The sequence below is a fragment of the Nocardia sp. NPDC051030 genome, from assembly GCF_040683015.1.
Lineage (GTDB): Bacteria > Actinomycetota > Actinomycetes > Mycobacteriales > Mycobacteriaceae > Nocardia.
In genome coordinates, this window is sequence record NZ_JBFBCD010000003.1 from 866,827 (window position 1) to 890,558 (window position 23,732).

At 65.7% G+C, this 23,732-nt stretch carries 26 protein-coding genes; 18 read left to right on the forward strand and 8 right to left on the reverse strand.

The window, feature by feature from the left end:
• Positions 1-5: 5 nt before the first annotated feature.
• Genes AB0N05_RS13510 through AB0N05_RS13550 form a run of 9 tightly spaced genes read left to right on the forward strand, consistent with a single transcriptional unit; the run spans position 6 to position 8,900 of the window.
• A complete protein-coding gene (locus AB0N05_RS13510; protein ID WP_364692137.1) occupies positions 6-1,292 on the forward strand; it encodes a DegT/DnrJ/EryC1/StrS family aminotransferase in 1,287 nt (428 codons plus the stop codon).
• The gene (locus AB0N05_RS13515; RefSeq protein WP_364692140.1) at positions 1,289-2,497 is read left to right on the forward strand and encodes a GNAT family N-acetyltransferase; all 1,209 of its coding nucleotides are present in this window, start codon (positions 1,289-1,291) and stop codon (positions 2,495-2,497) included. The genes AB0N05_RS13510 and AB0N05_RS13515 overlap by 4 nt, the downstream gene beginning before the upstream one ends.
• 34 nt (positions 2,498-2,531) lie before the next feature.
• Entirely contained in the window at positions 2,532-3,833 is a 1,302-nt protein-coding gene (locus AB0N05_RS13520) for a condensation domain-containing protein (RefSeq protein WP_364692143.1), read from the forward strand.
• 17 nt (positions 3,834-3,850) lie between these two features.
• On the forward strand, positions 3,851-4,984 hold the full coding sequence (locus tag AB0N05_RS13525; protein ID WP_364692146.1) for a cytochrome P450: 1,134 nt from the start codon (positions 3,851-3,853) through the stop codon (positions 4,982-4,984).
• A complete protein-coding gene (locus AB0N05_RS13530) occupies positions 4,981-6,567 on the forward strand; it encodes a DHA2 family efflux MFS transporter permease subunit (protein WP_364692149.1) in 1,587 nt (528 codons plus the stop codon). Before AB0N05_RS13525 ends, AB0N05_RS13530 begins: the two co-directional genes overlap by 4 nt.
• A gap of 9 nt (positions 6,568-6,576) precedes the next feature.
• On the forward strand, positions 6,577-7,014 hold the full coding sequence (locus AB0N05_RS13535; RefSeq protein ID WP_364692152.1) for a hypothetical protein: 438 nt from the start codon (positions 6,577-6,579) through the stop codon (positions 7,012-7,014).
• A 51-nt stretch (positions 7,015-7,065) separates the two neighbouring features.
• A complete protein-coding gene (locus AB0N05_RS13540; protein WP_364692155.1) occupies positions 7,066-7,479 on the forward strand; it encodes an SgcJ/EcaC family oxidoreductase in 414 nt (137 codons plus the stop codon).
• Positions 7,480-7,527: 48 nt separating this feature from the next.
• Positions 7,528-8,091, forward strand: a complete 564-nt coding sequence (locus tag AB0N05_RS13545) for an adenylate kinase (RefSeq protein WP_364692158.1) — start codon at positions 7,528-7,530, stop codon at positions 8,089-8,091.
• 50 nt (positions 8,092-8,141) lie between these two features.
• On the forward strand, positions 8,142-8,900 hold the full coding sequence (locus AB0N05_RS13550) for a phosphotransferase (RefSeq protein ID WP_364692161.1): 759 nt from the start codon (positions 8,142-8,144) through the stop codon (positions 8,898-8,900).
• Here the strand turns inward: AB0N05_RS13550 and AB0N05_RS13555 are convergent.
• From AB0N05_RS13555 to AB0N05_RS13565, 3 genes are all read right to left on the reverse strand, one after another.
• Positions 8,897-9,760, reverse strand: a complete 864-nt coding sequence (locus tag AB0N05_RS13555) for an SAM-dependent methyltransferase (protein ID WP_364692357.1) — start codon at positions 9,758-9,760, stop codon at positions 8,897-8,899. The two genes, AB0N05_RS13550 and AB0N05_RS13555, sit on opposite strands and share 4 nt — an antisense overlap.
• A gap of 79 nt (positions 9,761-9,839) precedes the next feature.
• A complete protein-coding gene (locus AB0N05_RS13560; RefSeq protein ID WP_364692164.1) occupies positions 9,840-10,694 on the reverse strand; it encodes an NmrA/HSCARG family protein in 855 nt (284 codons plus the stop codon).
• A 19-nt stretch (positions 10,695-10,713) separates the two neighbouring features.
• Positions 10,714-11,628: an EamA family transporter gene (locus AB0N05_RS13565; RefSeq protein ID WP_364692167.1), complete on the reverse strand. Its 915-nt coding sequence runs from the start codon at positions 11,626-11,628 to the stop codon at positions 10,714-10,716.
• 78 nt (positions 11,629-11,706) lie between these two features.
• On the opposite strand from AB0N05_RS13565, the gene AB0N05_RS13570 reads away from it, so the two are divergent.
• Entirely contained in the window at positions 11,707-12,585 is an 879-nt protein-coding gene (locus AB0N05_RS13570) for a LysR family transcriptional regulator (protein ID WP_364692170.1), read from the forward strand.
• A gap of 6 nt (positions 12,586-12,591) precedes the next feature.
• On the opposite strand, the gene soxR is transcribed toward AB0N05_RS13570, so the two are convergent.
• Positions 12,592-13,062, reverse strand: a complete 471-nt coding sequence (gene soxR, locus AB0N05_RS13575) for a redox-sensitive transcriptional activator SoxR (RefSeq protein ID WP_364692173.1) — start codon at positions 13,060-13,062, stop codon at positions 12,592-12,594.
• Positions 13,063-13,141: 79 nt separating this feature from the next.
• Here soxR and AB0N05_RS13580 point away from each other — a divergent pair, with 79 nt between their 5' ends.
• Together AB0N05_RS13580 and AB0N05_RS13585 are read left to right on the forward strand one after the other, a co-directional pair.
• Positions 13,142-14,566 carry an MFS transporter gene (locus AB0N05_RS13580; protein WP_364692176.1) on the forward strand — a complete coding sequence of 475 codons (1,425 nt, stop codon included), beginning with the start codon at positions 13,142-13,144 and terminating at the stop codon, positions 14,564-14,566.
• 170 nt (positions 14,567-14,736) lie between these two features.
• Positions 14,737-15,816 carry a DUF1353 domain-containing protein gene (locus tag AB0N05_RS13585; protein ID WP_364692179.1) on the forward strand — a complete coding sequence of 360 codons (1,080 nt, stop codon included), beginning with the start codon at positions 14,737-14,739 and terminating at the stop codon, positions 15,814-15,816.
• A 52-nt stretch (positions 15,817-15,868) separates the two neighbouring features.
• Here AB0N05_RS13585 and AB0N05_RS13590 read toward each other — a convergent pair whose 3' ends face one another.
• Positions 15,869-16,075 carry a hypothetical protein gene (locus tag AB0N05_RS13590; RefSeq protein WP_364692181.1) on the reverse strand — a complete coding sequence of 69 codons (207 nt, stop codon included), beginning with the start codon at positions 16,073-16,075 and terminating at the stop codon, positions 15,869-15,871.
• 168 nt (positions 16,076-16,243) lie between these two features.
• Between AB0N05_RS13590 and AB0N05_RS13595 the strand changes: the two genes are divergently transcribed.
• The 4 genes from AB0N05_RS13595 to AB0N05_RS13610 are packed head-to-tail and all read left to right on the forward strand — an operon-like array spanning position 16,244 to position 18,983.
• The gene (locus AB0N05_RS13595; protein WP_364692184.1) at positions 16,244-17,362 is read left to right on the forward strand and encodes a serine hydrolase domain-containing protein; all 1,119 of its coding nucleotides are present in this window, start codon (positions 16,244-16,246) and stop codon (positions 17,360-17,362) included.
• A gap of 21 nt (positions 17,363-17,383) precedes the next feature.
• On the forward strand, positions 17,384-17,878 hold the full coding sequence (locus AB0N05_RS13600) for a hypothetical protein (protein WP_364692187.1): 495 nt from the start codon (positions 17,384-17,386) through the stop codon (positions 17,876-17,878).
• Positions 17,872-18,177 carry a CPBP family intramembrane glutamic endopeptidase gene (locus AB0N05_RS13605; RefSeq protein ID WP_364692190.1) on the forward strand — a complete coding sequence of 102 codons (306 nt, stop codon included), beginning with the start codon at positions 17,872-17,874 and terminating at the stop codon, positions 18,175-18,177. Before AB0N05_RS13600 ends, AB0N05_RS13605 begins: the two co-directional genes overlap by 7 nt.
• 20 nt (positions 18,178-18,197) lie before the next feature.
• Positions 18,198-18,983 carry a MerR family transcriptional regulator gene (locus AB0N05_RS13610; RefSeq protein WP_364692192.1) on the forward strand — a complete coding sequence of 262 codons (786 nt, stop codon included), beginning with the start codon at positions 18,198-18,200 and terminating at the stop codon, positions 18,981-18,983.
• Positions 18,984-19,087: 104 nt separating this feature from the next.
• On the opposite strand, the gene AB0N05_RS13615 is transcribed toward AB0N05_RS13610, so the two are convergent.
• Positions 19,088-20,353, reverse strand: coding sequence for an FAD-dependent monooxygenase (locus AB0N05_RS13615; RefSeq protein ID WP_364692195.1), 1,266 nt, complete (start codon positions 20,351-20,353; stop codon positions 19,088-19,090).
• A gap of 311 nt (positions 20,354-20,664) precedes the next feature.
• Between AB0N05_RS13615 and AB0N05_RS13620 the strand changes: the two genes are divergently transcribed.
• Positions 20,665-21,378, forward strand: a complete 714-nt coding sequence (locus AB0N05_RS13620; RefSeq protein ID WP_364692197.1) for an alpha/beta hydrolase — start codon at positions 20,665-20,667, stop codon at positions 21,376-21,378.
• A 33-nt stretch (positions 21,379-21,411) separates the two neighbouring features.
• On the opposite strand, the gene AB0N05_RS13625 is transcribed toward AB0N05_RS13620, so the two are convergent.
• On the reverse strand, positions 21,412-21,933 hold the full coding sequence (locus AB0N05_RS13625) for an HAD domain-containing protein (protein ID WP_364692200.1): 522 nt from the start codon (positions 21,931-21,933) through the stop codon (positions 21,412-21,414).
• Positions 21,934-22,003: 70 nt separating this feature from the next.
• On the opposite strand from AB0N05_RS13625, the gene cutA reads away from it, so the two are divergent.
• Positions 22,004-22,312 (forward strand): divalent-cation tolerance protein CutA, encoded by a 309-nt coding sequence (gene cutA, locus AB0N05_RS13630; RefSeq protein WP_364692203.1) that lies wholly within the window; start codon positions 22,004-22,006, stop codon positions 22,310-22,312.
• A 111-nt stretch (positions 22,313-22,423) separates the two neighbouring features.
• Here cutA and AB0N05_RS13635 read toward each other — a convergent pair whose 3' ends face one another.
• Entirely contained in the window at positions 22,424-23,626 is a 1,203-nt protein-coding gene (locus AB0N05_RS13635) for an MFS transporter (protein WP_364692206.1), read from the reverse strand.
• Positions 23,627-23,732: the final 106 nt, after the last annotated feature.

Genomic DNA, 23,732 nt, shown 5'->3' on the forward strand with positions numbered 1-23,732 from the left:
ATCGCATGCTGGCAATTCACGGCGGCACCCCGATTCGCGACGGACAGCCCTGGCCGCAATGGCCGCAATACGACGAGCGCACCGAGCGGGAGCTGCTCAGCGCGCTGGGCTCGGCTCGCTGGTCGGTCAGCTGGTACAGCCCGCGCGGCGGCAAATCGCGCGAGAGGCTATTCGGCGAGGCCTTCGCGCGATACAACGGCGCGGCCTACGGCGTCAGCGTCGACCACGGTTCGAGTGCCCTGGTCATCGCCCTGGAAGCATTGGGCATCGGCCCCGGCAACGAGGTCATCGTCCCGGCCATGACCTGGGTCGCACCCGCCTCGGCGGTGTTGCGGGTGGGCGCGCTGCCGGTGCTCGCCGATGTGGACCCCGAAACGGGCTGTCTCACCGCCGAACACATTCGCAATGCCGTCTCCGATCGCACCAAGGCCGTCATCGCGGTGCATCTGGCCTGCACCGCCGCGCGGCTCGACGAGATCGTCCAGACGGTCCGAGCCGCCGGACTGGCCTTGATCGAGGACTGCTCCCAAGCCCACGGAACCCGTTGGTCCGGACGCCATGTCGGCACCTTCGGCGATATCGGCGTGTTCAGCCTGGGCGCGGCCAAGACCCTCGCGGGCGGCGAAGGCGGCGCGGCCATCACCGAGAGCCGCGAACTCTACGACCGCATGCTCATGCTCCGCGCCGATTCCCGCGGCTACAGCGCCGGTGAACCCGCGCCCGGCGAATACGAACTCGTCGAAATCGGCGCGATCATGGGCGCGAACTACTGCATGTCGGAGCTGACCGCCGGGGTACTGCTCGATCAGCTGCCCCGGCTGGACGACCAGCACGCCCAACGCGAGACCCGCGCCAAGGAACTCGAGGCGGGACTCGCCGACATTTCCGGGTTGGCCCCGGTGCCGGTGCCCGAACCGGTCGACCGTCGCGCCATCTACGAATACGGAATCCGGTTCCTCCCAGACGCTTTCGGTGGCATTCCGATCGAGCACATCGCCGGTGCGCTCACCGCCGAACTCGGCACCAGAATCTATCCGCCGCGAGTTCCCCTGCACCGCAGCGTCCTCCTGCGGCCACACACCAAACCCCGCTTCGCGCACTGGCACGACCAGGCCGCCGAACGAGCAGCCGGACGCCCGTTCCCCGGTGCCGAGCACTACCGCGACCACACCCTGCTCATGCACCACAGCGTGCTGCTGGGTGACCGCACCGATATCGAGGACCTGCTCGCGGCCCTGACCAAGGTCCGCGCGCACGCCGAATCCCTGACAGCGAAAGGCGCGGTGGCATGACGTCGGAACTGATGTCCGAATGGGAAAGCCGCACAATCGACGGCATCCACACCCGCAGGGCGGTCGAATCGGATTGGGAGGCCCTGCGCGACCGCTACGACCGCGCCTTCGGCGGAGTCCACACCAAGAACTTCGACGCCTGGAAACAGCAGTTCCGGCTCGAGGACATAGCGGTGATCGAGGACGTGACCGTACCGCGGGCCCCGCGCGTTGTCGGGACGGCCGCCATCATCCGCACGAGCGTCACCGTGCCCGGCGGCGCACAACTCAGCGTGGCGGCCTGCGCGCAGGGCATGGTGGCGGTGACGCACCAGAAGCGCGGCATCTACGCCAAGGTCCAGGCCGAGCTCATGACCATCGCGACCGAGACCGGCGCGGACGTCCTGGCAGCCATGCCGGGCCCCGGCGGCAGCTACGCGTATGTGGGTGTCACCACCTACACGCGGCATCTCACCATCGACCGGCGGCGCTCGAAACTGCGCGTGGCCGAGCCGGATTCGGCCTCCGTGCGTGAGATCAGGCTGAGTGAAGCCGCCACCGAACTGCGGCAGATCTACGCCCGCTGGCAACAGTCGACACCGGGCGCGCTGAACCGCAGCGAGTTCTGGTGGCCGAGCGCCTACGGCGACGACTGCTTCCTCATCGTCCACCCGGACGGATACGTCATCTTCGACCTCGTCGCGGATCAGGTGCTCGTGCGTGATTTCTGCGCGCTCACCGTGAACGCGCACCGCGAACTGCTGCGTTGCCTGCTCGGACACGGGGAATACGCCGAGATCCGGATGGATACCGCGCTCGACGATCCGACGCCGCTGCTGCTGGAAGACTTGCGTACGGCGGCGGTGACCGGCGTGGACGCGGGCGTGTGGATGTGGATTCTGAACCTGCCCAAGGCAATCGGCCTGCGCGCGTTCCTGGCGGATTTCCACGGCGTGGTCGCCGTGGCGGACCCGTGGGGGATGAGCTCGGGCAACTTCGCCCTGGAGATCACCGGCGGTTCGGGCAGTTGGGAACCGGTCCCCGCGGATACTCGCGCGGATATTCGCATCGGACCGCTCGAATTGACCACCGTGTATTTCGGCGCGCACACAGTCGCCGAGTTGGCGCAGGCGGGCCGCGTCGAGGAGCTCACCCCGGGTGCGCTCACCGCATTGGATCGTGCGTTCGCCAGTACGCGTCGCCCATTCAATACCACGCCGTTCTGACTTGCGGCCCTTCGTAATTCGAGGATTCACCGATATGACGACAACCCGAGTCGGGCATCTGCCCGCCGCCGCCAAACGCTTCCTGATGTGGGACGCCAATCCCGCCGCATTCGGAATCACCATGCCCTTCCCGGCACCGAATGCGATGAGCCCGGACCACGTGCGCGGCATGATCAACGCGCTCCTCGACAATCACGAGACCCTGCGCAGCCGCTACACCTGCGGCATGGACGCGTCATGGGAGATCCTGCCGGAGTCCGGTGGCGTAATCGACAGTGCACGTATCGATTTGCGCACGATCGATATCTCCGAGGTGCCCGATGCCGAGCTCGGCGCGCTGATCGAGCGGGAGACCGTGGCCAATAACGGCCGCCTCGATCTCGAAGGCGGGCGGATCGTGACGGCCGCCCTGCTCAGCCGCGCCGCGAACGGAAATATCCTGCTGCTCACCGTGCATCACGCGGCCTGCGATGCGGTGGCGCTGTGGATTCTGTGGGGCGATATGGCCACCTATGTGAGCCAATGGGAGTCGGGTGCGGATATCTCGCTCGAACCGGAGAGCACGACCAGCTCCGAGTGGACGCAGTTCTTGGAGAAGTATTCCGAAACCCGCACTGGCCAGGCTGATTACTGGCTCAGCACCAGCGATTCCGAACCGTATACGCCTGATCGCCCAGACACTCCGGAAGCCGTCTATATCGACGGGGTCATCGACGGTGCTCCCGCCGAGCGCCTGTCGACCGAGCTCCCCGCCGCTTTCGATGCCACCTATACGCGCATCATGCTGGTCGCCCTGGGCCTGGCCGTCGAAGATGTGCTGGGCGTGGCCCGCCCGATCCAGGTGCAAAAGCACGGCCGCTACGCCCGGCTGCGTCCAGGCACCGATCTCGGTCGCACCATCGGATGGCTGTCCGACGATTACCCCTGGCTGATCGACTCGATTCCGGGTAGTCATGCCGCGCGAATGCGGCACGCCCTCACCGAATACCCGCAAACGCCCGAGGATTTCACGCTGCTGCGCTGGTACAACGCCGAGCTGGCCGAGCGATTCCGCACCTTCGACAATCCGAAGTACTACTTCAATTTCGTCGGTGAGATCGGCGGCTACATCCCGTCCTCGCGTTCCCGCGATCTCGCCCGGCTGACCACGTTCGATCTCAGCATGCTGCTCGGCGCGAACCGCGAGAACGACGTGCTGCGAGTGCATTACTCGGCGCATTCGCCTACCGGCGGGCTCGGCACCGAGCGAGCGAACGCGATTGTGGCGCAATGGCTCTCGATTCTCGACACCGTGGATATCGGTCTCGAATCGGTCCAGGGCGCGGAAACCGTTTAACCACAGGAGGAATCGACATGCAGAATTCGGTTCGAGGGATCTGCCCCGTCACCGGCGAAGGCTCCGGAATCAGTCAGGTGACCACACCGACCGGCGACTCGGCCTGGCTGGCGACCGGGTACAACCTGGTGCGCGAATTGTTCAATGATCCACGGCTCGGCCGGTCACATAGGACGCCGGACACCGCGCCGCGGCTGGGGGAGGCGGCCTTCTCCGGCGGCCCGATCGGCAATTACGACACCGAGCTCGCGGATCACGCGCGCATGCGGGCGCTGCTGCAACCGCATTTCTCGCCGAAGCGGATGCGGGAGTTGCGGCCTCGGGTGGAGGAGATCACCGCGCGGCTGCTCGACGATATGGCCGAGCAGGGGTCACCGGCCGACCTGCAAGAGGCGCTGTCGCTGCCCTTGCCGCTGCTGGTGATCTGCGAATTGCTCGGCGTGCCCTATGAGGAGCGGAATCAATTCCGGGAATGGGTCGAGCTGGTCGGCAATGTCACCGATCGGGCGAAGGTGGAGCAGGGGTACACCGAGCTGTACGGCTACTGCAATGACCTAGTAGCGCGCAAACGGCGTCATCCCAGCGACGACGTGGTGTCTCGGCTCTGTGCGGTCGAGGATGTCACCGATGACGAGATCGCCATGCACGCAATGGTTCTGCTCTTCGCCGGACATGAAACCTCCGCGGTCCAGATAGGCGCGGGCGTCCTGATGCTCCTGGAGAACCCGCAGCAATGGCGGTTGCTGCACAAGAATCCGGATCTGGTCGCCGGCGCGGCCGAGGAACTGCTGCGCGCCTGCGATGCCAGCAGCATTCCCCGGTACGCCCGCAATGATCTGGAGGTCGGTGACGTGCAGATCCCCGAGGGCGACCTGGTATTGCTCGGCATCGCCTCGGCCAATCACGACAAGAGCGTGTTCACCGATCCGGAGCGCATAGACATCACCCGTCAGGAAGCGGCCCACTTCCTGTTCGGCTACGGCTCCCGCTATTGCATCGGCGCACCCCTGGCCCGCATCGAGCTGCAAGTGGCCTTCGGGCAACTCGTTTCGCGATTCCCCACCATGAGCTTGGCCGTCGATCCGGCGCAACTGTCGCAGCGCGAAGAGATCTTCACCGGCGGCCTGCGGAAGTTGCCGGTGCAGTGGTGATTCCAGAGACGGCTGTCACCACCCCGGCGGGCAGCACCCCGATCGTCATGACGCAGCGTCGGATTTGGCTGATCTTCGCCGCGCTCAGTGCGGCACTCTTCCTGGCCAGCCTGGATCAGATGATCACCGGCGCGGCCATGCCGACCATTGTCGGCGAGCTCGGCGGTATCCCGCACATGGCGTGGACGACCACCGCCTATCTGCTGGCGACGACCATCGTCATGCCGATGTACGGCAAGTTCGGCGATCTGTTCGGCCGCCGACGGCTATTCCTTTTCGCCATCACGATTTTCACCGTCGCCTCGCTGGGGGCGGCCGTCTCCACGCATTTCTGGGAGTTCATCGCCTTCCGCGCCATCCAGGGTGCGGGAGGCGGTGGCCTCATGATCCTGGCCCAGGCCACCATGGCGGATGTGGTGCCTGCCAAGGATCTCGGCAAATACGGTGCCCCCATGGGCGCGATCCTCGGTCTCACCTCGGTGGCCGGACCGATTCTCGGTGGCGAGTTCGCCGACCATATCGGCTGGCGCTGGTGCTTCTGGATCAATGTCCCAATTGGCTTGGCCACCTTGATAATCGCGGCCCGCTACCTCACGATCCCGAGCAAACGTCCCACCGTCCGCCCGGACTATCTCGGTGCCCTACTGATGACCGCGGGCACGACCCTGCTGATCCTGATCAGCGACTGGGGTGGCAAACGCTACGGCTGGACCTCCCCGGCAATCGTGTCCATGATCATCGCCGCCCTCGCGGTGATCGCGTTCTTCGGCCTCGTCGAATCCCGCGCCGCCGAACCCATGCTCCCGCTACGCCTGTTCCGCAACCGCACTTTCGCCACCACATCCGCCCTGGCCTTCATAGTCGGCCTGATCATGTTCGCCTCGGTGGCCTTCGTCCCCACGTTTCTCCAAATGGCCACCGGTGTAACCGCTTCCACCTCAGCCCTGCTCTCCATCCCCATGACGATCGGCATGTTCTTCACCGTCGCCATCGCCATGGCCGCCGTCACCCGAACCGGCCGCTACCGCGTCTACCCACCCTTGGGCGTGGCCTTCATGGCCGCGGGCATGCTCTGGATGACCCAACTCGACGCTGACACGCCCGCCTGGACGGTCTCCGCCATGCTCTTCGTAGTCGGTCTGGGCCTAGGTCTGGTCATGCAACTCCTGGTGCTCTTGGTCCAAAACGCGGTGCCCTCTACCGATATCGGCACAGCCACCAGCGCCAATAACTATTTCCGCGAAATGGGAGGGGCCCTGGGCGTAGCCATCTTCGGCTCGATCTTCACCCACCGCCTGACCGCAGACCTGACCACCGCATTCCAAGGCGAAACGCCGTCCGGCGTAACCCCTTCCGCGCTCCCGCCCGCGGTCCTCAACCGTCTCCCGCAACCCCTCCACGACGCCGTCGTCAACTCCTACGTAGACGCCCTGGTCCCAGTCTTCGCCTACCTGCTCCCCGCCGTAGCCGCCGCGTTCGTCATAGCACTCCTCATTCCCCACATCCCCCTCTCGCAGATCTCCGGCCTGGTTGCCCGCAAGGAAGCCGTCCCCGACCCCACCCAGGTCCCCACCGTGGGATGATCGGCCAGCATGGGCACCAAGCGTTTCCCGCGATGGCCGATAGCGGCGCTAGCACTCCTGCTCACCCCAGCCTGCGCCGCCAAATCCGACCCATCCCCACCGACTTCGGTAACGGCTGCCCTCGGCACCCAATTCAACCTCGCCCCCGGCAGCACCGCCCACCTGGACGACGACCACCTGACGATCCTGTTCCGCGAGGTTTCCGGTGACAGCCGCTGCCCCAAGGGCGCCACCTGCGTGTGGGCAGGTGACGCAACCATCCTGACAACGGTGACCACCCCCACCACCCAATCAACCCCCGAACTCCACGCCACTCCCCAATTCCCCATGTCCGCCACGGTCGATGGCTACGAAATCAAAGTGATAGCCCTGGACCCCTACCCCCGAACAAGCGAGAACATCTCCCCGGCCGACTACCGCGTGGATCTCCTGGTGACAAGGGGATGAACCGCGATCAGGATGGACTGGAACGGATCGCACACTATCCAAGGGGAGAGCATGCCCGAAACCGGCAATAGCGCAAAGGATTTGGTCGAGCAGTTGTTCCGCGGCCTGGCCGCCCGCGACGCAGATGCGTTCGCGGAGTACATGGCTGAGGACGGCGTCGTCGAATTCCCGTACACGATCCCGGATCTGCCCCCTCGCGTGCAGGGCCGGGAAGCCATCCGGGAGTTCCTCACCGCAGCCTGGAAAGACCCCGTCGGCGAGGTGCACGAAACCTTCCCGCACGTCTACGAAACCGCCGACCCCGAGCTCTTCTTCGTCGAAAACGAGGTCGACGTAACCCTCCCGAACGCAGCCCGTGAGCGCGTCCCCGCCTCGATCAATGTCGTGCGAGTCCGCGACCACAAAGTCCTGCTGTTCCGCGACTATCTCAATACCGCCCGCCTCGCAGGACTCCTCGATGAATAGGGTTGGGCGCGGAAACCCATGACGTGTTCTAGTTGATTGGAGTCACGGATGCGGCTGGTCTTACTGGGACCGAACGGCTCGGGCAAGGGCACGCAGGCGAAGATGCTGCGGAGCGAACTCGGAATCCCGCACATCTCCACCGGCGAGCTGTTTCGCGCGGCCGTCAGCGCCGGAACCGAGATCGGCCTGGCAGCTCAGGCGATGGTCGCCAAGGGTGAACTGGTCTCCGATGACCTCGTCGCGGCGCTCTTGGCCCAGCGTCTGGCCGAGCCCGACGCGGCCAAGGGCTACATCCTCGACGGCTACCCGCGCACCCTGAGCCAAGCCCTCGCCCTCGACACCCTGCTCGAAGCCGCCGATCAGACCCTCGACCGCGTGATAGAGCTGATCGTGCCGGATGACGTGGTTCTCGCGCGCTGCGAGATTCGCTTCACCGCACAGCATCGCCCCGATGACGATCCGGCAGTCGTCCGCGAGCGCCTCAGGATTTATCGCACTCAAATCCCGCCGATAGTCGAGCTCTACAGCGGTCGCGGCATCCTGACCGAGATCGACGGCATCGGCGAAGCCGCCGAGATACTTCACCGGATCCTCGCGGCGCTCTCGCGCTGACGCGGAAATAATGGATGTCTCCGAACTCGGCCGTGTTCTACCGTCGAGCCGTGGAGTACTCCGGAGGATGGGATAGCTCGGCCACTCTGGTCGATGGCTGGGTCGAGCGTCGGCCACGGCGACCGGAGGTCTCGGCGCAACTGTTGCGCGAGACCGTGCTGATGCCCTGGCTCGCGCCTCGACTACCGCTGCGCGTGCCAATTCCCGTGGTGCTCAGCGAAACTCCGCTGGTGGTTCGGCATGCGCTTGTCTCGGGTGATCAGATCGTCGCGCCGTCGAGTGAGCACGGTCGGGCCGTGGGTGAGTTTCTGGAGGCGCTGCACCGCAGTCCTGTGGCGGACGCTGTTGCGCATGGATTGCTTCCGGCTGCGCACACCAAGCGCGACCGGCTCAGGAACACGGATCGTCTCCGGGTGGATGTGCTGCCGCTGATTCCGGTCGAGCTTCGAGAGAAGGCGGTTGCGGTCCTCGATGCCATAGCGGATTTCCCTGCGGACACGGTCGTGCATGGCGACCTCGGACCGGAGCACGTCCTTGTCGATGGAGATCGAGTCACCGGGGTGATCGACTTCGGCGACACCCACATCGGTGACGCCGCGGTCGACCTTGCCTGGTGCCTTTTCGATACACCCGTGGAGTTCGCAGAGGCTGTCGGCGTGGCATACGGGGTCACCGACGCCCTTCGCGAACGCGCGCTGGTGTGGCACCGACTCGGACCTTGGTATGAGGTCACCTACGGGTTGGATATCGGCGATATGGCCATTGCGCGAAGCGGTTTGGAAGGCTTGGTCGATCGGCTCGGCCCTTAGCGGATCGCGCGCAGCATGCGGATCGCGCGCAGCGCGCTGGGCGGTTCTCCTTCGAATGTTGCGGATCCGTCGAGGTAGCGGGTGACGAGGTCGGGGGCGGAGTGGTCTTCGAGGTCGGTGAAGCCGAGGGCGCGCAGCTGTGCGGCGATGTCGTCGGGGGCGAAGTAGCTGAACACGGGTTCGCCGACGTCAGCCAGCCGATCGGCACGTGCCTGTTGATGCGCACGCTCTTCGTCGCTGTTCGCAGGCTGCAGATAGTCGAAGATCACCTCGACCGGCTGGGCCTGACCAGCGATGTATTCGAGAGTGGCGTGGGCGGCATCCGGAGTCAGATAGAAGACGACGCCGAGCCACACGAATACGGCCGGGTCCGTCCGTTTGAACCCATTGGCTTCCAATCCTGCTGCCAGCGTCTGGGTTTCGAAATCGACTGGCACGAAGGTCAATGTCTCGGGGCGGTCGATTCCGGCGGCAGTAAGGCGCTCACGTTTCCACGCCTGGGTGGCGGGGTGATCGACCTCGAAGACACGCACCTCCGGGCGCGGATTGCGATAGGCGAAGGTGTCCAGGCCCGCGCCGAGGATCACGACCTGCCGCACACCAGCGGCGATGGCCGCAGCCACGGCGTCCTCGGCGAAGCGGGACCGTGCGGCGAAGAACAGTCGCCGCGGCCGATCGCTGGCCCCGATAGCGAGGTGATCGGTTGTGGCCGTGACCAATTCGGCCAATCCCTCTGCGGTGACACCGAGCAGACGTACCGCCAGGGGGTCGGTGAAGATCGGCGGTCGGTCAGCGATCTGGTGATAAGCGCGGGCATACGCCGTGATGAGCGCTGTCCGGCTGGGTCCGTCGTTGTCCATATCCAAGAACGTAGTCACGAAAGTGGCGCCTGCTCTATGAACTCACTCACGCTCTGAACGCGGCCGATCGTGCCAGCCGCTACCGCTGCGTGGACAGCCATTCCTGGAAGCTCAATAGGCCGGGGTGGCGGGCGCGGAGGGTGGGGATATCGGCTCGGTAGCCGTGTTCATCGAGCCAGGTGAACATATTGGCTGCCTCTGGGGCCTGGGCTCGCAGGTCGGCGATCGGCTGGTGGTGGATGGTGGTCGGGATGCCGTCGGAGTCGGTGAGGGCTGCTGCGATTTGGCGCGAGGTCAGTTCGTCGCCTGCGATTTCGAGTTTCTTTCCGATGAATTCGGCCGGGTGGGTGAAGGCTTCCTCGGCGATTCGACCGATATCGTTCAGGGCGATCATTTGGAGTGGGGTGTCCGGGTGCAGCGCGATCGAGCCGGTTCGTTCACCGTTCTCGTTCTGCGACAACAGGTATGGCCAGTTCTCCATGAAGAACGAGGGGCGCAGCACCGTCGTGGGTAGGCCGAGGGCGTCGATGTGTGCTTCGATTCGCGTCTTGGTTTCGAAGTGCGCGACACCGGAGTTGTAGTCGGCGGCGGCGACAGAGCTGTAAACCAGGTGGGAGACACCGGCTGCCGCTGCCGCATCGGCCACGTTCTTGCCCTGTCGCACTTCGGCTTCGGGGTGTGGGTAGGGGAAGTTGTCGGGCTGCACGCTGAAGACGCCGTACGCGCCATGCGCCGCCGCACGCAGCGACCGTGGGTCGTCGAGGTCGCCGGTGATCAGTTCCGCACCGAGGGCTTCGAGATTCTTGGCCTGCTCCGTGTTCGGGTCGCGGACGAGGGCGTAAACCGCCCAGCCGTTTTCGAGCAGGTTGCGGGCGACAGCGCCGCCCTGGCCACCGGTCGCGCCCGTGACCAGGATGGTTTTCTTGTTCGGCATGGCGAGATCCTTCCGGGATTCAGTTGTGTGAGCGGGTGGGCGCTGGAAGCTGACCCGCGACGATCGCGGCGAGACAGATCGCGAATCCGACCAGTTGGATCGGGCCCAGGGTTTGGCCGAGGACGATGACGCCGAGAACCGCGGCCATCAGCGGTGAGAGCAGAACGAGGACCGCGACCGAAGTGACAGGCAATGCGCCGATGCCGCGGAACCACAACACGTAAGCGACCAAGCCACCCGCCAGGCCCAACCAGAGGTAGCCGGATGCTGCGGTGAGATCGATTGCGGGCGGCGGCCCTTCGATCAACAGCGTGACGGGCAGTAGGAACAGGCCGCCCGCGGTGAGTTGCCAACCGGCGAACGTGGTGGGGCTGGCCTCGGCGGGACGTCCCCAGCGTTTGGTGAGGGTCAAGCCGAACGCCATGGAGGCCGCGCTACCCAGGCCCGCCGCAATGCCGGTGAGGTCGAGTGCGGCGTTCGGGCCGATCACCACGAACCCGACGCCGACCACCCCGGTCACCCCCCAGGCGATGCGCCAGGCGGAGGGTTGCTCGTGCAGGACGATGACGGCGAGCGCGGCCACGACCAGCGGCTGGACCGCGGCCAAGGTGGCGGCCACACCTCCCGGAAGACGCTCGGCGGCAATGAACAGCAGCGCATTGAGCAGGCCGATATTCAGGACGCCGAGTACCGCGGCCTTCACCCACCAGATTCCGCGCGGCAGCGTGCGGGTGAACGCGAGCGCGATCAGGCCCGCGGGCAGGGCCCGCATGATTCCCGCGAACAGCGGATGTCCCGGTGGGAGCATCTCGGTGATGACGACATAGGTGGTGCCCCACACCAGCGGAGCGAATGCTGTCAGGGCAGTACGACGCAGATCCCCTTGGGTCGCGCCCTTCGCGACGGAAACCCCTTGTACTACTGAACTTTTCACACCCCAATTTCACCCGTCTCCCATCAATGAGTCCAACACATGTTTGTCACTCCATCAATCGTGATACACGATTGATCCATGGAGCTTCAGCAAATGCGCTATGTCATCGCCGTCGCCGAGACGAGCAGCTTCACCCGCGCCGCCGAACGCTGCCTGGTGGTCCAATCCGCCCTCAGTCACCAAATCGCCCGCCTGGAACGCGAACTCGGTACCCGCCTGTTCGAACGCACCAGCCGCCGGGTCCGCCTCACTCCGGCGGGCGAAGCCTTCCTCCCTGCCGCCCGCCAATGCCTCGATGCCGCCGACCGCGCATCAGCCGAGGTCGCCGCGGCCATCGGCGAGATCCGCGGCCGCCTGGCCGTAGGGCTGATCGCCACAGTTGCCGCCGTCGATATCCCGAGCGCGCTGCGCGACTTTCGCGAGCGCTACCCGCACGTGCGCATCAGCCTTCGGGTAGGCGCAAGCGAGGACCTCGCCGACCAAGTCGCAGAGGGATCCCTGGATGTGGCGTTCCTCGGCCTGCCGACCACTACGCAGCCCCGTGGGGTCGCCGCCCACGACCTCGCCCACGACCAGCTCGTCGCCGTCGTCGCGCCCAACCATCCACTCGCGGCCGAACAATCGGTGGACCTCCGCACTCTCGCCGCCGAAGTCTTCGTCGACCTCCCCGCGGGCACAGCGGGCCGCATCCAATCCGACCAAGCCTTCGAAGCCGCAGGCCTCACCCGCGATGTCGCCTTCGAAGTAACCACCGCCGACTACATAGCCCGCCTGGTCTCCCCGGGCCTCGCGATAGCCATGCTCCCTTCCGCCTTCGTCCCCCAACTGACCGGCGTCACCACCATCGAAGTAACCGATGCCCCAGCCCGCATCGAATACGTCGTCTGGAACCACACCACCCGCACCCCTGCGGCCACCGCCTTCCTCGCCATCCTCGACATCCCCGTCCCGGGGTGAATGCGATCAGTCTTCGGGGGATTCGGGGTCGGGATGGAGGAGGCGTTGGGGGCCGGAGCCTTGTTCGGCGAGAGCGTCGCTGGGGTTGAGGACGTAGCAGCGGCGGAGGGACAGGCAGCCGCAGCCTATGCAGTCGGTCAGTTCGGATTGGAGTTGTTCGAGTTCTCGGCGGCGGGCCTCGAGGTGGTCGGACCAGCGTTTCGAGATGCGGGTCCAGTCGCGTTTGCTGGGCATGTGGTCTTCGGGGAGGGTCGCGAAGACTTCGGCCACCTCGGCGAGGGGGATGCCGAGGCGTTTCGCGAACAGGACGAGAGACAGGCGGCGCAGGACGTGACGGGGGTAGCGGCGCTGGTTGCCCGAGGTGCGGATCGAGGTGATCAGGCCCTGGTCCTCGTAGAAGCGGACGGCGGAGGTTGCTACGCCCGCGCGCTTGGCCAGGTCGCCGATGGTCAGGAGATCGGTGGGGGTTTGTTTCATGCGGCGCTCTCGCTTGACTTCAAGGAAACTTGAAGTTTTAGCGTAGCTTCTTGTGAGTCGAACACTTTCAAATGCCGCTGTGACAAACGGGAATACACCGGAAGACGCGATCCCGGAGGTCGGCGGCGAAGACATCGGACGGTGGTCCGAGCTGTTCTCGGGACGGCACGCGGCGACCGTGTCGATCCTCGCGGGCGGGGTCGCGCTGTATGCGATGAACCTGTACTTCACCGCCGCGCTGATGCCGTCGATCGTCGAGGACATCGGGGGTGAGCGGTACTACGCCTGGGTCGCAACGGGTTTCCTGATGGCGGCGGTGATCGCATCCATGCTGGTCAGTCGGGTGCTCGGGTCGTGGGGCGCGGCGGCCGCCTACCTGACGGGATTCTCGGTGTTCGCGCTGGGCGCGGCGATCAATGCGTCCAGCCCGACCATGGAGATCCTGGTCGCGGGGCGAGTCGTGCAGGGCTTCGGTGGCGGATTGCTGGCCGGGCTCGGGTACGCGGTCATCAGAACCGCTCTACCGCAACGTCTTTGGGCTCGTGCGGCGGGTCTGGTCTCGGCCATGTGGGGTGTGGGGACCTTGGTCGGCCCGGCATCGGGCGGGGTGTTCGCGGAGCTCGGTGCGTGGCGGTGGGCGTATGTGGTGTTGCTGGCTGTCGCGCTGGTGCTGGCCGGGCTCACCCGCTGGGCATTGCCGCGCGGCGGCGGCTCGGCCTCCGATCGCACCCCGATCCCGGTCGTTCCGCTCGTGCTGCTGACGTTGGCGGCCACCGCATTCAGTCTGAGCTCCACGGTGTCGCCGGGTGCGCCCACCGCGATCACGCTGGCCGTGGGTGTCGCGCTGATCGGTGCGTTCCTCGTGGTCGAGCGGAAGTGTTCGGTGAGCGTCCTCCCGAAACTCACCTACGCACAGGGCAATTCGCTGAAATGGGTCTACCTGACCGTCGCGGCCCTGTGTGCGGGAGTGATGACCGAGAACTTCATCCCCCTGTTCGGCCAGAAGCTCGGCGGCCTCTCGCCCCTGGTCGCGGGCCTGCTGGGCGCGGCCCTCTCGGTCGGGTGGGTGGTCGCCCAGGTCTTCAGCGTCAGCCTCACCGCGAGCGCCGCGCGCCGCGCCATCCGAGTGGCCCCGCTGATGCTCACGGGCGGCCTGATCGCCTACGGCCTACTCCAGTCCGACAATGCCTCAGGCATCCTCATGATCGGCTGGGCCCTGGTGCTTTTCCTCGCGGGCACGGGCATCGGCCTGGCCTTCCCGCACCTGAGCGTCGCCGCCATGAGCAGCACCGACGACCCGGCCGAGGGCGCGAAAGCCGCCGCCGCCCTCAACACCACCCAGCTGATCGCCTACGCCGTGACCTCCGCCATCGCCGGAACCCTCATCCGCCTCGGCGACGACTCCCTGGTCGATTCCGCACGACTGATGACCATCGGCATCACCGTCCTCACCGCCCTGGGCGTGGCGACCGCGGTCATGGCAACGCGGGCTCGAACGCGGTAGTCCACGCGTAGCGGGCACGGTTCGGCGCGCGATGCCGGTGTGCATCGACTGCACATGGGCACCCCGCCGAGCAACCGAACAGGAAACAATCACGCCTCACCTCGGTTGCATTTCACCTGCTGTGTTCCGGGACGCCCTCCGGCACCGGGCGGTGGTGTCACGCTGAGGCGATGAAGCTCGATGGCGAGCAGAATGGCTCGTCGTTCTACGACGGAGGCGGAGCACCGGAAGAGGCGGCCGCGGCGGATGTCGGGCCCGGGGCGGTGATGGTCAACGAGACCGTCGACGTCAAGTCGGTACGAACCCAGGCGGCTCCCGCGGCCGAGGCGGCGGAACCTGAAGCGCCACCCCCACTCCCGCCTCCACCCGCGCCACCGCCTCCGGCCGCACCGCCTCCCATGTTTCCCGCGCCCGACGTGAATGAGCTGCGGCCAGACCTCACCATCGCCCTCGAGCGAACCTTCAACGAGGTCAAGGGCCGCGAAGAGTTCCGGCTCCTGCGCCGAATCGGCTACGACGACGATGCCCCGAAAGGCGTAGGCACCATTCTGGTCCCCTCGGATCTGGAGAATTGGACCACCGACCTCACCTCCGTCCCGTCCTACCTGACCTGGCTGGTCCCCAAAACCGGTGCCCACCTGCCCGCCGCGATCCTGCACGACGGACTCGTACTGGATGCGGACGAAACCGCAAGCTACATCGCCAACTGCGTCATCGAACGCGACCAAGCCGACCGCATCTTCCGCGACGCGATGGCCAAAACCGGAACCGGCGTAATCCGCCGCTGGCTGATCTGGGCCGCCGTAACCACCGCCACCATGCATCACGGCCGTCAGGTCAAATGGACGCCGATCCAAAAGTGGCACTACAGATTCGCACTCTGGGGCACACTCCTGGCGATCCTCCTCCTGGGCATCTGGTCCACCCTCGACCTCCTCGACATCGGCGGACCGGGCGTCCCCTGGATCGGCGAAAACCCCTGGCAGGCACTGATCGGCGGCATCTCGGGTGCCATAGTGATCCCCCTGCTACTAGGCCTCACCTGGGGAAAGTTCCGCATCGCGGGCTGGATCATCGGCCCCCTGGTGGCATTGATAGTCCCGGCAATACTGCCAATAGTGCTGATAGGCACCGCATTCGTCGCAGCAGACCGCCTCCAGAGATGGCGGCCAGGCCTGGCCAAGGCCCTTGCCGCCGCAGTAATCGCCGCAGCATTCGTGGCATTCATACTGTCCTGGTACACAACCTGATCCCTCGGCGAGCCCAGCAGCGTCCGAAATGCGAAACCGCATGCCCTACAAATCAGAGCTGAATGCGCTCCTTGCCGAGGAGACCGCCGAAGCAGCCGCTGGGGGCTGGCTCCACCATCCCGATGCCGAGCGCGTAGTCGCCGCCGGTCAGTTTGCACAGAATCATCGCGGTGGGGATGTCGAGGCCCGCGGAACCGGTGCCGGACCCGGACTGCACGAGCTGGCTCGAGCCGGAATTCGCGACCGGCGCGGCTTCCACAGCCGCACTCTGGGCACCGGCGGTTGTGGCCGCGGCCAGGCCCGAGAGCAGGATTCCGAAAGCGGGTGTGGGCTAGGTCACTATTGAGGTTGACCTTGGGTCGGGGTGCAGGCTCGTCGCAGCGGCAAGACGCCGACGGGACACACCAGATTCGAAGGAGCAAACATCATGTCCATCAAGGCTTTCGGGCAGGATCGGCCGCAGTTGCAGACCCTGATCGAGGAGATCGTTGATTCCGGGTTCGTCGGGGCGTCGCTGCGCGTGCACGATGAGCAGGGGGAGTGGGTCGGCAGCGCGGGGGAGGCCGAGCTGGGCGGGGGCGTGCGGCCGCCGACCGACGGGCACTTCCGGATTGCCAGCAATACCAAGACGTTCACCGCGGCCCTGGTCCTGCAACTGGTAGGCGAGGGCTGGATCGCGTTGGACAGCCCGATGGTCGACTACCTGCCGGAGTTCGATCTGGATGAGCGGATCACCGTGCGAATGGTGTTGCAGCACACCAGCGGAGTATTCAACTTCACCGGAGAGCTCAATGAGGATGGGACCATCGTGGCCGGGATCCCCGCGCCGGGTACCCCGTGGGGTCAGGAGTGGGTGGAGAACCGGTTCAAGACCTTCCGGCCGCAGGAGCTGGTGGAGCTCGCACTGTCCAAGCGGTTGCGGTTCGAGCCGGGGACGGGCTGGAGCTATTCCAATACCAACTACGTGCTCGCCAGGCTGCTGATCGAGCGGGTCACCGGGCGGTCGTTCCCCGAGGAGATGCAGCGACTGATCCTGGGACCGCTCGGGCTGTCGGGCACCGTCACGCCGGAAACCTCGCCGGAGATTCCCGAGCCGCATGCCCACGCTTACTACCGGTATGAGGAAGCGGGCCAAGAGAAGACGGTCGACATCACCCGCCACAACCCGTCCTGGAACCCCTGCGGCGGCGACATGATCTCGACCACCCAGGATCTGGCCACATTCATGTCCGCGCTGATGAGCGGCAAGCTCCTGCCGCCCTCGCTGCTGGCCGAGATGTGCACGCCGTATCCGACGGGCATCCCGAATATGGATTACGGCTTGGGAGTGTTCGTGGCGACCACGGCCGACGGCGACACCGTCATCACCCACAACGGTGGCCATGCGGGCTACGCGACGCTCATGTACTCCACGCCCGATGGTGCCAAGACCATGATCGCCTCGCTGACCTGTGTCGACGATTCCGCAATGTCGGTGGCGCTGCCGTTTCAGCAGGCCCAGCAGCGGCTCGTCAACGAGGTGTTCTGCCGTCCCGTCCATTCATGAACTGTTCGAGGAGTTCTCGTCATGTCCGTCATCGAAGACACACGGCCTAATGGGATTGTCGAGCGGCTGTTGGGCGACCGCCATTCCCTGCCGCTGTCCATCGTGTTGCATCTTGTCCCCGGCGTTCTGATCGTCGCCGCCTACCTGCTCGTCGGCGAACCATTCGCCGACGCGATCGGTTATCCGGTCTTCCTGGGCTGGGCGATTGCCTTGTGCCTGATCCTGATTCCACTCCTGCTCGGCCTGTTATGGCTGGGCCGAAAGGGCAACGGTCGCTTCTCGCTACGCGGCGTGCTGCACTACACCGACAGGCCGCTCGCACGCGGAAAGCTTGTGGCAATGGTCATTCCGCTCATCGCGTGGATGATTGTGCTCGGGGTGGCGCTGGCACCGTTGAACAATTTCTTCAAAGGGTTCTTCACTTGGCTCCCCTTCGCGGCCACCGGCGGCAGCGGCAACAACACCTATCTCGACCTCGCGGATACTCGCATTCGACACTGCTCATCACGGTGTTGATCTGCCTGCCGCTGACCGGAGTCTCGCTGCCGCTCATCGAGGAGCTGTATTTCCGCGGATTCCTGCTGCCCCGCATCGCTCATCTGCGCGGATGGGCTCCGGTGGTCAGCACGGTCGTGTTCGCGCTGTACCACCTGTGGTCGCCATGGGTGTTCGTATCGCGGGTGATCTTCACCTTCCCGGGGTACTGGTTTGCCTGGCGTGAGAAGGACATTCGGTTGTCGATCGGGATGCATGTCGGCGTGACGTCGATCGTGGCGACGTCCGGCACCATAGCCCTCGCACTGAACCTCCTGTGACCGCAAGGCAGGCTGGGCTCATGCGGAATGGGGTCACGATCGGGCAGGCGGCGGCATTCGTCGGTGTCACGGTGAAGACGGTGCGGCACTATCACAAGCTCGGCCTGGTAGCGGAGCCTGACCGGGACAGTTCCGGCTACCGGCGGTATGGATCGCGGGAGTTATTGCGGCTGGTGCGGGTTCGGACGCTGGCGGCCGCCGGGGTGCCGTTGGCCGAGATCGGATCCCTGCTCGATACCGATGCCGCGCTGTTCGCGGACGCGGTCGCCGACGTCGAGCGGCAGCTCAACGCACGGATCGAGGAGCTGATCGCGCGGCGCGACACCCTCCACCGGCTCGCCGATGGCGATCCGGCACTGCTGGGCGACCGCGCGGTGGCGCTGCTGGAGCGGATGGCCGGGCTCGGCTTCCCCGCGGGCGAGGTGGCAACCACCCGAGAGGGCTGGGTGCTGGCCAAAGCCCTTGTCCCGGAAGGCTTCGACGACTACCTCGTCCATCTCGAACTCGCCCTCGAGGATCCCCGGTACGTCGCCTTGATCAAGCGCGCCGCCGAGGCCACGGACTGGGACCCGGACGACCCGCGCGTCGCGGAGCTCGCCTCCGAGATGGCCGACCACTTCCTGGCGAACCCCGAGCACTTGAAGGTCATGACCGCCCTGCAAGCCCGCACCGATACGGCGACTCGGTACACGCTGATCGCCCACCACGGCGAAGAGCAGACATCGGCGACGACGCGGGGGGCCGCGCTTCTCGAGACCAAGCTCCACGCCGCCGGTGTCCGTATTCCCAGGCCTAACTCTCATTGATCGTGGTGTGCCCCAGCGACACGGCTGGACCGCGATCTGCCTGCGGCCCTGACCTTTACGTCCGATGTGACTGGGCCACACGAAGGCACTCGAAACACCAGGCCTCACTCCACTGCGAGCCCGCTTCCGGCGTCTCCCGTGAGTGTGAATGGTCCTCCTGATGCGGTGGGCGAGCGGAGGTAGTCCTCGACGGTCATGGAGTTGTGCAGGCGTGCGGTGTTGGAGGCGAGGCGGAGGAGGGCGCGACTGGGTCCCGCGGGTAGGGCGGAGATCAGGCGAGCGCCCTGAGCCAATCCCGATACGCCGAGGCGGGATGTGGGGACCAGGGTTTTCGCAGCGCTCAGCGCGGCCGCGCGGCTGCCGCGGACGTGCTCGGCCATCGCGCGTTCGTAAGCGGGGAAGGCGCGTTCATGGTCGCCGCCCGCCCGCGCGAGCTCCCCGGCGAGAACGTATGCGCCGACGACGGCCAGGCTGGTGCTGCCGCCGACCGCGGGGCCGGGGCAGTAGCCTGCGTCCCCGACCAGCGTCACCGTGCCTCGCGACCAGGTGTCCATGCGGAGTTGGGTGATCGAGTCGAAGTAGAACGCCGGGGTGCGCTCGAGCTCGTCCAGCCAGCGGTCCACATCGGCATCGAGGCCACGAAACGCGGTGCGTAGCAGCTCTTTCTGCCCCGGCACGTCGTCACGCCCGTACTCGAGTTCGCACGGGCTGCGGAACAGGAAGAGGGCACGCGCCTCGTCGAGGTGCCGCGCGGTGTAGATCCCGGCGGTCCGGCCGACGCCGACATGGATGTGGAGTTCGCCGTCGCGACCGTAATCGCTCGGCAGGCTCATCACCGCGAGATAAGCACCGATGAACTCACTGAACCGGGACTCGTCGCCGAAGACGAGTCGGCGAACATTGGAGTGCAGTCCGTCCGCACCGACGATGAGGTCGAAGCGGCGCGGGGCCGCCTTCTCGAACCGCACCTGACCGTCCGGTCCGATTGCCGTGATCGAATCGTCGAAGACGTACTTGACATCGTCACGCGTTGCGTCGTAATAGATCTCGCTCAGATCGTCCCGCATGATCTCGACATGCCGCTCGGAGGTGCCGCCGAAGACTTTCGACAGATCCACCCGGACCGGACGCCGCGTGCCCTCCCGGTGCAGAGTCATCCGGCTCGTGCCGGTGGCCCGCTCCTCGACGCGCGCAAGCACACCCATCTGCTCGGAGATGTCCACGGCGGGCCGGAACAGATCGACCGCGTGCCCGCCGGTTTTGCGCAGAGTCGGCGCACGCTCGACAACGGTGACCGAGAATCCGTGCCTGGCCAGCCAGTACGCCAGCACCGGCCCGGCGACGCTGGCGCCGGAGATGAGAATTCGCATGGGTTACGCCTTCCTACTGAACGAGATCGGCGAAGTCGCGGTTGCCGAGCGGGCCGTTGTCGGTGAACGCATCCAGCCGTGAACCGGTGCCGATCAGCGAGATAATCGCTCGGCATTGCGACGGTCTCATCCAAGAGCCCTCCTTCAATCGATCCGTGATGCCACCAACCCTGCTGGGCGACAACCGGACCTGTCTTGAAGAAATGTTCCAGTACTCGAGGTCCCCGCCCAGGACAGACCGAAGGGGGCAGCGAGCGGTGGGTACGATTCGTGGCGATAGTCGGGCCACCTTCGAAAGCAGGTCGATGTTCATGCTCGTACGGTTCGCTCGACTGGCCGCCGTAATACTTTGCGCGGCACTAGGAATGGCGGTCGGCCCCATCGTCGCGCATGCGGATGACAGTGTGCGTCCGGTGCTGGTTATCGGCGGGTTCAATGGCGACGCAGGCAGATTGGAAGTACTGCGGGCCTGGCTCGGTGCGCGGGGATACCCGGCTTATGTGATGGAACTGTCGGGCAGTCCGACCGGAACCGCATCGATCGTCGAGTCCGCCCAGGCGGTCGCCGCGAAAGTGGGGGAGATCCGGCAGGCGACCGGCGCGCAGCGCGTCGATCTGATCGGACACTCGATGGGCGGTCTGGCCCAGCGCTGGTTTGTGAAGTTCCTCGGCGGCATCGATCAGGTTGGCACCTACGTCGACTACGGCACACCCGAGCAGGGTGAACCCCTCGGGAAGCTGTGCGCCGAAGTCTCCGCGGGCTGCCGCGATCTCGCGCCGGGCTCGGATTTCGTCAACCAGCTCAATGCCGACCCAGCGATCTCGGCAGGTGTACCCGCCTACCACCTGTTCTCCGAAAACGGCACAGGAGAAAAGAACCCGCTCCCCGGAGCCACCAACGCCAGCGTCCAATCCTTCTGTCCAGGCCGCTCGGTCGATCACGCCGTCGAGCCCATCGACCCGGCGTTCCAGCAGCTGATCGACTCGGCCCTGCGCGGCGGCCCCCTCACCACCACCTGCCCTTGAGACGTCCATGACTCAACCACTTCTTCTACATGATCAACGGGCTTCGGCAGATGTACCCAGCCATGCGGTGAAGATGTCGAAGTCACTGAGCTGCAACCCTTCCCGAGGGTCCACACGATGGAGCAAAGCGCGGCCGCCGTGGTGTGCCGAGACCCATTCCTCATCGCCGTCACCGATCTCATCATCGATCCAAATAAACGACCGCCCCTCAGCCCATTCAACCAACGTGCGAGTCTTCCAGTGCAACCCGAACCACGCGTCGATCCGATCGTCCTGCGAATCCGGCCACTCGATCACGGTAAGGTCCGGCAAGCCCAGAATCGGGCTTATGTACCGATTGGCATCATGAGTCCAGGTCGTGGCCCACACGAGTTCGCACTGGAGAGTCGATAGCAGCGGCCCCATCGTGGGATTGAGTCGTGCAGCAAGCGGGTTCGAGCCATCCCGGCCATCGCGAAGCGGTGAGCCCGCGCGCTGCCCAACGGCCCCGCCGAACGGGATCAGCGGTCCATCAACATCGAGAAACACCAGCGGACGCCGCAACCTCTCCCTCACAGTCACAGGCTAACGGCTGTTGAATGCGTCCACCTAGGGTGAATTCATGGGAGCGCCGAGAGTGTGGTCAGTGACGTCTACGACCCCGACCGAGGATGACGCGAAAGCCATTGCGCGCACCGTCGTTGCCGAACGCCTCGCTGCCGGGGCTGAGATCACCGGACCGGCAGCCTCGGTGTTTTGGCACCTGGGCGAACTCGGCGAAGGCAAGGAATGGCGTGTCACGCTGCGCACGTCGGAAACGGCGCGCGATCAGCTCGCCCAGCGGATAGCCGAGTTACATACTTGGGACAACCCGGAAGTGACGGCCACGTCGATCGAATGGTCAACCGACACTTACGCCGAATGGATCGAGCGCACTACCACCGCGCCGCAGTAGGACAGAGCCTCAGCACTCGGGTTGGAACACGTTCAGGGGGACATGAGGCTGGTCAATCTGGACAAAACCCCGGCTCATGTCCCCCTCGATGCGCGGCCACGGGGGAGTCGTTTACGCCTCGGTCAGTGCTGCGTTCGGTGCGGTTGAATCTATGGAATCCTTTGGGGTGCGTCGAATGTGCTCGGTTCGATAGCTGACCAGCAGAAGTGCTAGCGCGAGAACGGCGAGGCCTGCGCCGATCCAGCTCAGTGATCCGGAGCCCCACTGGCGCAGGCCGATTCCGCCGATCGCACCGCCCAAGCCGATGCCGAGATACTGGGCCGAGGCATTCAGTCCCAGCAGTAGAGGTGAACCCTGCGGTGCGAGTTCCATCAGTCGATGCTGCTGCGCCACAGCCCAAATCCAGCCCGGGAATCCGAAGGCCGTCGCCCATACCAGCGCGGTCCCGAACGATTGCCCGGCGACCTGCGCCAGGGCCAGGATCGCGATCACCGCGATCAGTGTCGCGGGAATGATGCGCCGCGAGCCCAGCCGATCCACCAACTGCCCACCCGTCGTGCTCGCCACCAGGGCCATGAAGCCATACACCCACAGCAGCACCGCGAATCGCCCCGAACTGCCGCCGGTCGCCGGTTCGAGCACCGACGCCAGGTAGGTGTAGATGGCGAAGGTTCCACCGAACAACGCCACGGCGTGCAGCAAGCCGGTCGCCACGACTGGATTGCGCAGTGGCAGCAGGCGTTCCCGTAATCCCGACGGCGCGGGCAGCCGTACTTCGGGGATCATCGCGGCAACACCCGCGAATGCGATCAGCCCGAGCCCGGCCACCAGCCACAGCGTCGCCCGCCAGCTCAGCGCCCCACCGATCCACGACCCGATCGGCACACCCAAAGCCGTTGCGGCCGTGAGCCCGCCGATCACCACCGAGATCGCCCGCCCGCGCCGCTCGGGCGCCGACAATGCGGCCGCGACGGCGGTGGCATTCGGTGTGTACATGGACGCGCCCGCCGCCGCGATCACCCGCGAGGCCAATACCAGCGCGAACGTCCCGGCCAGCGCGGTCACCGCATTGCCGACGACGAACAGCGTCAATGCCGCGAGCAGCACCGTCCGGCGCGAGAACCGCGCGGTCGCGGTCGCCAGCAGCGGCGAGAGCAGCGCGTAGGAGAACGCGAAGACGGTCACCAGCTGCCCGGCGGCCGCCGTCGAAACATGCAGGTCGGCAGCTACGGGCGCGACCAGCCCCGCGGTGACGAACGCATCGATGCCGATGGCGAACGTCCCCAAAGCCAAAGTTGGGAGGCGTGTATTCACACGATGCTCCTAGGAGAGGGGGAGTGCGGGAACCCGCAATAGTTTGACGATCGTCATACTATGAAGACGGTTCGATAGATGTCAAACCATCAAACTATTGATAGTC

Bases quoted from the DNA above. Each gene is read 5' to 3' on its own strand.
- AB0N05_RS13555 (WP_364692357.1), bottom strand. From the start codon at position 9,760: ATGGACAACGACGGACCCAGCCGGACAGCGCTCATCACGGCGTATGCC.
- AB0N05_RS13510 (WP_364692137.1), top strand. From the start codon at position 6: ATGCTGGCAATTCACGGCGGCACCCCGATTCGCGACGGACAGCCCTGG.
- AB0N05_RS13600 (WP_364692187.1), top strand. From the start codon at position 17,384: ATGTCCGTCATCGAAGACACACGGCCTAATGGGATTGTCGAGCGGCTG.
- AB0N05_RS13595 (WP_364692184.1), top strand. From the start codon at position 16,244: ATGTCCATCAAGGCTTTCGGGCAGGATCGGCCGCAGTTGCAGACCCTG.
- AB0N05_RS13615 (WP_364692195.1), bottom strand. From the start codon at position 20,353: ATGCGAATTCTCATCTCCGGCGCCAGCGTCGCCGGGCCGGTGCTGGCG.
- AB0N05_RS13520 (WP_364692143.1), top strand. From the start codon at position 2,532: ATGACGACAACCCGAGTCGGGCATCTGCCCGCCGCCGCCAAACGCTTC.
- soxR (WP_364692173.1), bottom strand. From the start codon at position 13,062: ATGAAACAAACCCCCACCGATCTCCTGACCATCGGCGACCTGGCCAAG.
- AB0N05_RS13560 (WP_364692164.1), bottom strand. From the start codon at position 10,694: ATGCCGAACAAGAAAACCATCCTGGTCACGGGCGCGACCGGTGGCCAG.
- AB0N05_RS13515 (WP_364692140.1), top strand. From the start codon at position 1,289: ATGACGTCGGAACTGATGTCCGAATGGGAAAGCCGCACAATCGACGGC.
- AB0N05_RS13535 (WP_364692152.1), top strand. From the start codon at position 6,577: ATGGGCACCAAGCGTTTCCCGCGATGGCCGATAGCGGCGCTAGCACTC.
- AB0N05_RS13585 (WP_364692179.1), top strand. From the start codon at position 14,737: ATGAAGCTCGATGGCGAGCAGAATGGCTCGTCGTTCTACGACGGAGGC.
- AB0N05_RS13540 (WP_364692155.1), top strand. From the start codon at position 7,066: ATGCCCGAAACCGGCAATAGCGCAAAGGATTTGGTCGAGCAGTTGTTC.
- AB0N05_RS13525 (WP_364692146.1), top strand. From the start codon at position 3,851: ATGCAGAATTCGGTTCGAGGGATCTGCCCCGTCACCGGCGAAGGCTCC.
- AB0N05_RS13620 (WP_364692197.1), top strand. From the start codon at position 20,665: ATGCTCGTACGGTTCGCTCGACTGGCCGCCGTAATACTTTGCGCGGCA.
- AB0N05_RS13610 (WP_364692192.1), top strand. From the start codon at position 18,198: ATGCGGAATGGGGTCACGATCGGGCAGGCGGCGGCATTCGTCGGTGTC.
- AB0N05_RS13545 (WP_364692158.1), top strand. From the start codon at position 7,528: ATGCGGCTGGTCTTACTGGGACCGAACGGCTCGGGCAAGGGCACGCAG.
- AB0N05_RS13570 (WP_364692170.1), top strand. From the start codon at position 11,707: ATGGAGCTTCAGCAAATGCGCTATGTCATCGCCGTCGCCGAGACGAGC.